This is a genomic window from Caballeronia sp. NCF2, assembly GCF_023631205.1.
Classification (GTDB): domain Bacteria; phylum Pseudomonadota; class Gammaproteobacteria; order Burkholderiales; family Burkholderiaceae; genus Caballeronia; species Caballeronia zhejiangensis.
Genome location: NZ_JALQDN010000071.1, coordinates 1 through 10,101, shown reverse-complemented (window position 1 = coordinate 10,101; position 10,101 = coordinate 1). Strand labels below are relative to the sequence as shown.

Below are 10,101 nucleotides of genomic sequence, written 5' to 3'. Positions count from 1 at the left end.
AAAAGAAGAAGTGGGAGGAGGGGATTGTTCCGATGGTGTGGTGGGCTGGTTTTTGTTTATAAGAGACGGGGCCGGGGAGTTTGGGGCCGGGGCCCGCTTCCTACGCCACTTCGCTAGTGCCACTTCGCGCTCTTATGGCGATTTCGGCCAATGACGTCCCACAGCTTGCGCGCCTCTTTCTGCACCGATTTCGCGTGTTCCTCGTGGTGAGGCTCCGCGTCCCCGGGAGCAGCCGTCGCGCCGCGTTTCGGGCGCTTGAACATATCGGCGAATCTCATCGCAACCTCCTTTCGCGGCAGGCACACCGCAAAAACAGTCTACTCCGGCTGGCGCGAAACGGCTTCTCAAGCCGCCGACGCGATGCCGCGCGGCTGCGTCAGCATCGCGGGCTGCAGGATTTCGTCGAGTTGCAACGGGCTCAACAGCCCTTTTTCGATGACGATCTGCGCCACGCTCTTGCCGGACACGAGCGCTTCCTTCGCGACTTCCGTCGAATGCGTGTAGCCGATATACGGATTGAGCGCCGTCACGATGCCGATCGAGCTTTCGAGGATCGCGCGCAAGCGGTCGCGATTCGCGCTGATGCCGTCGACGCATTTCGACGCGAGCGTGAGGCATCCCGCGCGCAAATGCGCGATGCTCTTGAAGAGACTGTGCGCGATGATCGGCTCGAACGCATTGAGCTGAAGCTGGCCCGCCTCGGCGGCGAAGCTCACGGTCACATCGTTGCCGATGACTTCGAACGCGATCTGATTGACAACTTCCGGAATCACCGGATTCACCTTGCCCGGCATGATGCTCGACCCGGCCTGCACCGGCGGCAGGTTGATTTCGCCGAGTCCCGCGCGCGGTCCGCTCGACAGCAGACGAAGATCGTTGCAGGTCTTCGAGAGCTTGACCGCGACGCGCTTCAGCACACCGGAAAGCTGCACGAATGCGCCGACGTCCTGCGTCGCTTCGACGAGATTCGGCGATGTCGTCAGCGCGATGCCGGTCACGTCGCTCAAATGCCTGCACGCGAGCTGCGCGTAGCGCGGATGCGTGTTGATGCCCGTGCCGATCGCGGTGGCGCCGAGATTGATTTCGCAGATCAGTTTCGCCGCTTCCTTCAAGCGCGCTTCGTCCTCGCCGAGCATCACGGCGAAGGTGCTGAACTCCTGGCCGAGCGTCATCGGCACCGCGTCCTGAAGCTGCGTGCGGCCCATTTTCAGATCGTCGCGGAACTCGAGCGCCTTGCGTTCGAACGATGCGCGCAGCACGCCCATCGCCTCGATCAGTTGCATGATGCCCGCGTACGTGGCGATCTTCAGTGCGGTCGGATAGACGTCGTTGGTGCTCTGGCCGAGGTTCACGTCCTCGTTCGGGTGCAACACGCCGTATTCGCCGCGTCGATGCCCGAGATGTTCGAGCGCGAGATTGGCGATGACTTCGTTCGCGTTCATGTTCGTCGACGTGCCCGCGCCGCCCTGAATCACATCGACGACGAAATGCTCGCGCGCCGTGCCCGAGCGCACTTGCCTGCATGCGTGCACGATGGCCTGCATTTTCACTTCGCTCAGCACGCCGAGTTCGTGGTTGGCGAGCGCGGCCGCCTCCTTCACGCTCGCCAGTGCATCGACGAGATTAGGGTAAGCGGAAATGGCGATGCCGGTGATCGGAAAGTTCTGCAGCGCGCGCAGCGTGTGCACGCCGTAGTACGCGTTGGCGGGCACGGCGAGATCGCCGAGCAGATCGTGTTCGATACGTTCGATGGGCGCGAGCATGAATTTCCGTCCTGACTTGGGATGACGCACGAACGATCGGTCATAACCGGCGCGCGCGCTCGGGAATGGCAGGCGCATCGAAGTCGATGCGCCGCTTTCTTGTGTCAGGTTGGAATCTTAGGGAAGGCAGAAAAAACGTGAATGCTACTGTCGCATACGGCTATGCAACTTTTGCATGACGTCCAGACCCGCGTTGGTCAGTTGGTTGGACGCAGGTAGGTGAGCAACATGTCGAGATGCATCTCCGCGATCGCGTGCTGACGTTCGGGCTCGGCGTAATTGCGGCCGGTGAACATGTCGATGGTGAAGCGGTTCGACACGATGTAATAGCCCATGCCGACGAGCGTCACGTAAAAATCGAGCGGATCGACGCCCTGACGAAAGTGTCCGGCGGCGGCGCCACGTTCGAGCGTCGCGCGCAGCAGATCGACCACTGGCGAAATGGTCTCGCGCAAATGGCTCGAACGCTCCAGATAACGGCCTTCGTGCAGATTCTCGTTGTTGATGAGACTCAGCCACTGAGGGTTTTCCCGCAGATGCGTCCAGATCGAATGAGCCAGTTCGCGGACCGCTTCCGCTGGTTGCAGGCCGGACAGATTGAGGCCTTGCTCGCGTTGCGAAAACTGCATGTACATCGCTTCGAGCACGGCGACGTAGAGCCCTTCCTTGCTCGCGAAGTAGTAGTAGAGCATGCGCTCGTTCGTGCCCGCGGCCGTGGCGATGGCGTCGACTCTCGCGCCCGCGAGGCCGAACTTCGTGAATTGCTCCGTGGCGGCCTCCAGAATGCGCCGCCGCGTCCCCTCGGGGTCTCGTTTTGTTCGTTGTTCGCTCATATCTTTGCGGCTACGGATCGAATTACGATTGTCATTTTGATAGATGACATTATGCCGACCGTAATGGGCCAGAGCATAGATCCGAGTATAAGTAATCTTGCCGCCTTGACGACGAAAAAATGAAACGCTAGCGATATCGTCGAATCGATGAGAAACCATAGGAAACCGTCAGTCCAGCTTGACTCTCGCCGCGGCAGGCGGCCGCCTCCCTGCGCCGTAATGCAGAAAACGGTCCGGCGCAAGATGCTTGCGGTAAAGCGTCGCATGCATCGATTTTGCGACGAGGCGCAAGCAAAACTCACCGCTCTTTCGAACCTTAGAGCACCCGCTGCTCACGACCGCACAGTCATACATGGAAACGCAGGAATGAACATGTCCTCGAATCGACGACTCGAACAAGCGCGACGCCTGTTGGCCCTCGCACAAACGGGACTGCACTATACGAACGGCGCATTCGACAAGGAACGCTACGAAGAAATAGCGACGATCGCGCATGAACAGCTTGCCGAGATCGCATCGATGAAAGCGGGCGAAGTGGCGGAGCTTTTCGCATTCGAGTCGGGTTATGCGAACCCGAAGCTCGACGTCAGATGCGCCGTGTTCAACGAGTCCGGGCACATCCTGCTCGTGCGCGAAGCAGCCGATGGATTGTGGTCGCTTCCCGGCGGCTGGGCGGATGTCGGCCTGTCGCCTGCGGAGAATGCCGCGAAGGAAGTGCGTGAGGAAAGCGGCTATACGGTCGACATCGTGCGGCTGCTGGCCGCGTGGGATACGGCGAAGCACCCGCATCCGCCGTCGGTCTTTCACATCTGGAAGCTCGTCTTTCTCGGCGAGATCGTGGGAACCGGCAATGTGATCGGCGTGGAAACCGATGCCGTCGAGTTCTTCAGTCTCGACGACCTTCCGCCGCTGTCGCTGGGCCGCATCATGCCCGCGCAGATCCGGCGTCTGGACGCGCTGCGACGCGGCGGCGAAGTCGACTTCGACTAAAGCGAATTCTGATGGGCTTCGACCAGATCGGCCATGCTGTTGAAGCGGAAGTCGATCTTCGGCTGAACGCCCGGGTCCATCGTCGCGCCGAAGCCGGGCTGCGAATGACGGCGATAAATCCAGCACGATGCAAGGCCAAAACCATTCGCAGGCTTGTGATCGTGGAAAAGGCTTTCGGCCGTATGCAGGATCTTTTCCTTGCGGATTCCGCGCTCGCCCAGCTTTTCCAGCATGTATTCGAAATTGCGCGGCGAAGGCTTATAAGATCCGATATCTTCCGCCGTAATGATTGCGTCGAACTCCACCTGTAGCCTTGCATTGCTATGGGCAAAGCTCTCATTGTCGACATTCGACAGAATCACGAGCTTGTAATGCTGCTTCAGATATCGAAGGGCATCGGCGGAATCGGGGAATGCGGGCCAGTCGCGAATCGAGCGGCCATAGACCATGCAATCTTCCTGAGTGAAAGAAACGCCCCACTCTTCCGCGAGCCGCTTGTACACGATAGCCAGTAACTCCTGATAGCGCTTGCCCGGCGTGTACTTCTGTTGCGACGACTCGTGACGCGCATGGGCCTCGAGCACCTGATCGCGAGTCAGCGCGGGCTGAACGCGATCCAGCAGCGGACGCAGCGCTTCGAAGATACCGGTTTCCCAGTCGATCAGCGTGCCGTAGCAGTCGAAGGTCAGCGTATCGAAGTCAGTCAGTTTCACAGTCGCTCCTGTCGGTCGATGAAGATGATTGGGTCACGAAGTTTGGCGCTCCGTGATGTTACATAACCGTGCGATTTCGGGTATTGATCACATGAACTTGGTGTATCGTCGGTTCGCAGCAGTGATACGCCAGCTTATGATCCTATGAAACTTCAGGTTATCTTTTCAGATGCCAAACAACACACCCGAACCACAAGCCGTCTGTGATCCTATTTCCCGAAGCGCGATCTTCATCGTCGCCACCGTGGCGCGCGGCGAAGGCAAGGCCGATGTCGTGCGCTCATGGTGCGGCGACATCGCGGCGCTGGTCCGCGCGGTCGGCACGCGCGCGCCGACCGCGAATTTGTCCTGCGTATGCGGCTTCAGCGCCGATGCGTGGGACATGCTCTTCGGCGCGCCGCGCCCCGCGTCGCTGCATCCGTTTCGCGAGTTCGGCTCGGGCGAGCGCCGCGCGATCGCGACGCCCGGCGACATCCTCATGCATATCCGCGCGGATCACATGGACCTTTGTTTCGAGTTCGCCGCGCAGATGCTCAACAAGCTCGGCGATGCAGTGACGGTCGTCGATGAAGTGCATGGCTTTCGCTACTTCGATCTGCGCGACATGGTGGGCTTCGTCGATGGTACCGAGAACCCGACAGGAAAGAGCGCCGCGCATTACACGATCATCGATGAAGAAGATCCCGATTTCGCCGGCGGCAGTTATGTGATCGTGCAGAAGTATCTGCATAACCTGGATGCGTGGAATGGCCTCACCGTCGAGCAACAGGAACTGATCATCGGACGTGAAAAGTTATCCGATGTCGAACTGGACGATTCGATCAAGCCGTCGTGCTCGCATAGCTCGCTCACGACGATCGAAGAGAACGGCAAGGAAGTGAAGATCCTTCGGCATAACATGGCGTTCGGACGTCCGGGAGCGAAGGAGTTCGGCACGTATTTCATCGGCTATGCGCGCACGCCCGCGCCGATCGAACAGATGCTCGAGAACATGTTCGTCGGCAGGCCGCCGGGCAATTACGACCGCCTGCTCGATTACAGCCGCGCGGTGACGGGCGGCCTGTTCTTCGTGCCGTCCAACGATCTGCTCGACGAACTTCCCGACCGCAACCCGGATGCCGCGACTTCTTCCGCCAGCGATAACGCGCCTGAAGATAGCCGCGCAGGAACATTGAACATCGGCTCACTCAAAGGAACTTCACAAGATGAATAACTTGCATCGAGAGCTCGCGCCGATCTCCGGCGCCGCATGGTCGCAGATCGAAGCCGAAGTCGCGCGCACGTTCAAGCGCGCGCTCGCGGGCCGCCGCGTCGTCGACGTGAAGAGTCCCGGCGGCACGGCGCTATCGGGCATCGGTACGGGGCATCAGACGAACATCGCTTCACCGAAGCAAGGCGTCGCGGCGAAGTTATACGACGTGAAGCAACTCGTGCAACTCACCGTGCCGTTCACGTTGCAGCGCGAAGCGATCGACAGCGTCGAACGCGGCTCCAACGATAGCGACTGGCAACCCGCGAAGACCGCCGCGAACGAACTGGCGCTCGCGGAAGACAGCGCGATCTTCGACGGCTTCGCGGCCGCCGGCATCACCGGCATCCGCGAGGGCAGCTCCAATGCGCCGACGTATCTCCCCGCGGACGTCGCCGATTATCCCGCCGCGATCAGTCAGGCGCTCGAGAAGCTGCGCCTTGCCGGCGTAGACGGACCCTATTCCGTGCTGCTCGGCGCGGATGCTTATACCGCGCTCGCCGAAGCGAGCGATCAGGGCTATCCGGTCATTCAGCACATCAAGCGCATCGTGAGCGGCGATCTCGTGTGGGCGCCCGCGCTTCAGGGCGGCTGTGTGCTCTTGACGCGTGGCGGCGATTACGAGCTGCATCTCGGCCAGGACTTGTCGATCGGCTATACGAGTCATACCGACACGACCGTGCAGCTCTATCTGCGCGAAACGCTCACGTTCCTGATGCTGACGAGCGAAGCGTCCGTGTCCATCGCGGCGGGCGAATAGCGTTTCGTCGCAATCGCTTCAGTTGTCGAATGTGCCCTGATACTCGGGCGCGGCATCGGAGCGCGTATTCATTTCGAACATCACGCCGCCCGGGGCGCGGCAGAAGAAGCGCGAGCCGCGCCCGTTGTTGAAGATGTCCGTCTCCATCTCCACGCCTTCCGACTTGAAGCGTTCGTATAGATCGCGCACATCATCGAGGCTCGGCAATTCGAAGCCGACATGAAACGCGCGCGGCCATTCCGGTGCATCGTCGCGCGCGTGATCGATCACGACATCGAAACCGGGACGCTTGAGTATGTACGACTGGTCCCACGTTCCGGATATCGTGAAGCCGAGATACTGCTCGAAGAATCGAGCGGTCGCGGGTGTGTCGGCGGAAGGGAAACTGAGGTGATTGAGCTTCATGTTTTGGCTCGGTCTCTACTCGGTTGATAGAGACTTCAGAATATAAGCAAAAGCTCACATTCGACTACTCGCATTGCGAACAGCCGCCGAAAGCCCGCAGCGATGCGGCTTGCACAGTCGCGTCGCTTCCATTGCTCGCATTTACGCGCCGCCGCTTCTCGACAGATAGCCGAAAACAGCGGCCCGAACGCGGCGTTCGAGGTCGTCGAGATCGCGCTCGCCGCGTTCGCCCGCGGCATCGACCATGCCTTTGACGATGGCGAGCAGATCGGCCGCCGCCACTTCCGGATTCGGATAACGTGGTGCGGCACGACCGACGATCGTCTCGACCAGCGCGTCCATTTCCCCTTTCGCCACTTCGCCGCGCAATGCCGGCCGTCCTTCCGCGATATCGAGCAGACGCGCGAGCATCGGACGCTGTAGTTGCTGACGCACGGACGCGCCGATCAGATATTCGAGCGCCGCCTTGCCGCTACGTTTGGTGAGCGCGACCGATGCATCCTCATAAAAGCGCGCGCTTTCACGACGAATCAGCGCGACGATGAGCGCATCCTTGCCCGGAAAGTATTGATAGAGCGAACCGATGCTGACGCCCGCGCGACGCGCGACCGCGTTCGTGTTGAATCCTTCGAAGCCCTCGCTTTCGAGCACTTGCGCCGCTGCTTCGACGATGGATGCCACCGTGGCTTCGGAGCGCGATTGCGCGGGCGCTTTTCGCGGGCGATACGGTTTGTGCGATGGACGCTGGCTCATTCGTTTCCTCTCGTGGATTGCGGAGCCGATTGTACAAAGCCCGGTCAAGCATGTTTTCGGACGACCTGATAACCTCGTCCGAATTCATATTGCAAAGGAGCTTGAAGCATGAGCGCATCGAACGAATATGTGCCGCCGGCCGTATGGACCTGGACCAAGGAAAGCGGCGGACAATTCGCCAATATCAATCGGCCGGTCTCCGGTCCGACACATGAAAAGGCGTTGCCCGTTGGCCGTCATCCGTTACAGCTCTATTCGCTCGCCACGCCCAACGGCGTGAAAGTCACCGTGATGCTCGAAGAGTTGCTGGCGCTTGGTCATCGCGATGCGGAATACGATGCGTGGCTCATTCGCATCGGCGATGGCGATCAGTTCGGCAGCGGCTTCGTCGATATCAATCCGAATTCGAAGATTCCGGCGCTCGTGGATCGCAGCGGCGCAACGCCTGTGCGCGTTTTCGAATCCGGCGCGATCCTGCTTTATCTCGCCGAGAAATTCGGCGCGTTCGTGCCGACGGAACCGGCAAAGCGCGCCGAGTGCTTGTCGTGGCTTTTTTGGCAGATGGGAAGCGCGCCCTATCTGGGCGGTGGATTCGGGCACTTCTATGCTTATGCGCCGAGCAAGATGGAATATCCGATCGATCGCTTCGCCATGGAAGTGAAGCGTCAACTCGACGTGCTCGACAAGCGTCTCGCGCAGAGCACTTATATCGCCGGCGACGAATACACCATTGCGGATATCGCGATCTTTCCGTGGTACGGCGGTCTCGTGAACGGCTGGCTATACAACGCCGCCGAGTTCCTTTCCGTGCATGAATACAAGCATGTGCGCCGCTGGGCCGAATTGATCGGCGTACGTCCGGCCGTTAAACGCGGCCGCATGGTGAACCGTACTTTCGGCGAGCCGTCGAGCCAGTTGCATGAGCGCCATGACGGATCCGATTTCGATACGCGCACTCAGGACAAGATCGCCGCGGAGAAGTGACGACTGCGAGCCGCGTGACGATAAGAATCTGATATTTTTGTTCAACACGCGGCATGCATAAAAACGCACGAGCGTCATCCATTTTTCAAAAAGCAGTTTCTTCGTTGCACTGCGCAAATACCAGATTGACGCGGCCCCTGTGATGCTGTCACGATTCGTAGGCCATACGATCCGCTAACGGTTCTCTCGCCCGATTTCATGCGACGAATAGTGGATCAATCCCAAAGGATTCATTACAGCGTCCTTACAACGTGATAGCCGGCACACGGGAGAACGTCCATGTTGAACGCTCGGGTTGGCGCCAGATCTGCGGATAACGTCCGGATCATCGCGGCTTTGCTCATGCTGGTCGCGGCGGGTTTTCTCGCGATTCGTATGGTCATCATCTATCACTACACGCTGAGTTATTCGGCCGATCATCCGAAGGCCTTCAGCGATTTCAATTTCTACTATTACGCCTTCAGCAGCGTGCTGAATTCGCCGCACGATCCGTCGCTCATCTATAACAACGAGCGGCTCGTCGCCTATCTGACGACGCTCGGCGCCAATCTCGACGATATCCTGATCTATTGTTATCCGCCGCAATTCGCGCTGATCTTTGCGCCGTTCGCGTTATTGCCGTCGTTCACCGCGAAGCTCGCCTGGGTCGCGATGTCGGTCGTGCTGTCCATCATCGGCGCAGTGCTTCTCGCGAAGATGGCCTATCGCGGCGAAGACAGGCGCGTGACCGCGCTGCTCATCGGCGTGACCATGCTGAGCTTTCCGGTTCTGCATGACGCCTATCTCGCGCAATCGAACCAGCTTCTTTTCTTTCTTCTCGTGACGTCGTTCTTCTTGATCGAGCGCGGCAATCGCTGGCTCGCGGGAGTCTTTCTCGCGTTCGCCGTCGTCTTCAAGGTGACACCGCTCGCCATCGTCGGCTTGCTTCTCTTGCGACGCGAATGGCGCACGGTAATCTCGACGGGCGTCTGCGCCATCGCGATCACGCTCTTCACCGCGAGCAAGCTCGGCTTTCGCGTGATCTGGGAATATCTGACCGTCGAGATCGGGCGAGCGCAGACGTACATCCTCGGTGCGGGTGGCTTGCCCGGCAACAGTTCGGTGCGCGGCGCATTGCAGACCATATCCGAAAAGCTCGGCACGCCCGCATCCGAAGCGACGCTTCACGCGACATCGACGATCTTCGCCGCGATCATCTGCGTGTTCGCGTGTTACCTCGTCTTCTTCCGCAGCCGCGACAAACGCATGGACTACGCGCTCGCATGCATGACGATGCTGCTTGCCGCGCCGATCCTTGAGCCGATCCACATGGTCGTCGCGCTGATTCCGCTCGTGATTCTGCTCGGCACGGCAATCGAGCGCCGCGATCTGCAACTGTCCGCGATCTCGCCTCGCATCGAGATGCTGCTTCTCGCGATTGCCGTGCTCTTGCTGTTCTTCATGGAGCGATCCGCGATGTACACGATCTCGGCGCTGATCACCTACGCGCTCTGCATCGCGCGTTATTTCGGGCCTGCCACAGCGGTGCGGCGCAATCAGCACGCGGAATCGGGCGGCCTCGAGTCGCGGGCTTGACGGACGCCCAGCAGTGCCTTCGGTTCGAGGAACGCTTCGATGCCGAACGTGCCGTATTCGCGTCCGATGCCCGATT

Annotated in this window: 10 protein-coding genes; 5 read left to right on the top strand and 5 right to left on the bottom strand. The window is 59.9% G+C overall.

Annotated features, from left to right (window positions below; genetic code table 11):
- Window positions 1–344: 344 nt before the first annotated feature.
- Both aspA and NCS02_RS28730 read right to left on the bottom strand, forming a co-directional pair.
- Complete coding sequence (gene aspA / locus NCS02_RS28735) at window positions 345–1,763, bottom strand: aspartate ammonia-lyase (protein ID WP_250482058.1); 1,419 nt, start codon at window positions 1,761–1,763, stop codon at window positions 345–347.
- A 197-nt stretch (window positions 1,764–1,960) separates the two neighbouring features.
- Window positions 1,961–2,596, bottom strand: coding sequence for a TetR/AcrR family transcriptional regulator (locus NCS02_RS28730; RefSeq protein ID WP_008346417.1), 636 nt, complete (start codon window positions 2,594–2,596; stop codon window positions 1,961–1,963).
- A gap of 372 nt (window positions 2,597–2,968) precedes the next feature.
- Between NCS02_RS28730 and NCS02_RS28725 the strand changes: the two genes are divergently transcribed.
- On the top strand, window positions 2,969–3,586 hold the full coding sequence (locus NCS02_RS28725; protein ID WP_239295317.1) for an NUDIX hydrolase: 618 nt from the start codon (window positions 2,969–2,971) through the stop codon (window positions 3,584–3,586).
- On the opposite strand, the gene NCS02_RS28720 is transcribed toward NCS02_RS28725, so the two are convergent.
- The gene (locus tag NCS02_RS28720) at window positions 3,583–4,299 is read right to left on the bottom strand and encodes a haloacid dehalogenase type II (RefSeq protein WP_008346414.1); all 717 of its coding nucleotides are present in this window, start codon (window positions 4,297–4,299) and stop codon (window positions 3,583–3,585) included. The genes NCS02_RS28725 and NCS02_RS28720 overlap by 4 nt on opposite strands.
- Window positions 4,300–4,468: 169 nt before the next feature.
- Between NCS02_RS28720 and NCS02_RS28715 the strand changes: the two genes are divergently transcribed.
- Together NCS02_RS28715 and NCS02_RS28710 are read left to right on the top strand one after the other, a co-directional pair.
- Window positions 4,469–5,512 carry a Dyp-type peroxidase gene (locus tag NCS02_RS28715; protein ID WP_250523391.1) on the top strand — a complete coding sequence of 348 codons (1,044 nt, stop codon included), beginning with the start codon at window positions 4,469–4,471 and terminating at the stop codon, window positions 5,510–5,512.
- A complete protein-coding gene (locus tag NCS02_RS28710) occupies window positions 5,505–6,308 on the top strand; it encodes a family 1 encapsulin nanocompartment shell protein (protein ID WP_250523390.1) in 804 nt (267 codons plus the stop codon). Before NCS02_RS28715 ends, NCS02_RS28710 begins: the two co-directional genes overlap by 8 nt.
- Before the next feature lie 18 nt (window positions 6,309–6,326).
- On the opposite strand, the gene NCS02_RS28705 is transcribed toward NCS02_RS28710, so the two are convergent.
- The gene (locus NCS02_RS28705) at window positions 6,327–6,713 is read right to left on the bottom strand and encodes a VOC family protein (RefSeq protein WP_008346408.1); all 387 of its coding nucleotides are present in this window, start codon (window positions 6,711–6,713) and stop codon (window positions 6,327–6,329) included.
- A 141-nt stretch (window positions 6,714–6,854) separates the two neighbouring features.
- Window positions 6,855–7,466, bottom strand: a complete 612-nt coding sequence (locus NCS02_RS28700) for a TetR/AcrR family transcriptional regulator (RefSeq protein WP_250458830.1) — start codon at window positions 7,464–7,466, stop codon at window positions 6,855–6,857.
- Window positions 7,467–7,574: 108 nt separating this feature from the next.
- On the opposite strand from NCS02_RS28700, the gene yghU reads away from it, so the two are divergent.
- Complete coding sequence (yghU, locus tag NCS02_RS28695) at window positions 7,575–8,450, top strand: glutathione-dependent disulfide-bond oxidoreductase (protein WP_008346404.1); 876 nt, start codon at window positions 7,575–7,577, stop codon at window positions 8,448–8,450.
- Window positions 8,451–8,729: 279 nt separating this feature from the next.
- Window positions 8,730–10,025 carry a glycosyltransferase family 87 protein gene (locus tag NCS02_RS28690; RefSeq protein WP_239295316.1) on the top strand — a complete coding sequence of 432 codons (1,296 nt, stop codon included), beginning with the start codon at window positions 8,730–8,732 and terminating at the stop codon, window positions 10,023–10,025.
- The last annotated feature ends 76 nt before the right edge of the window (window positions 10,026–10,101 follow it).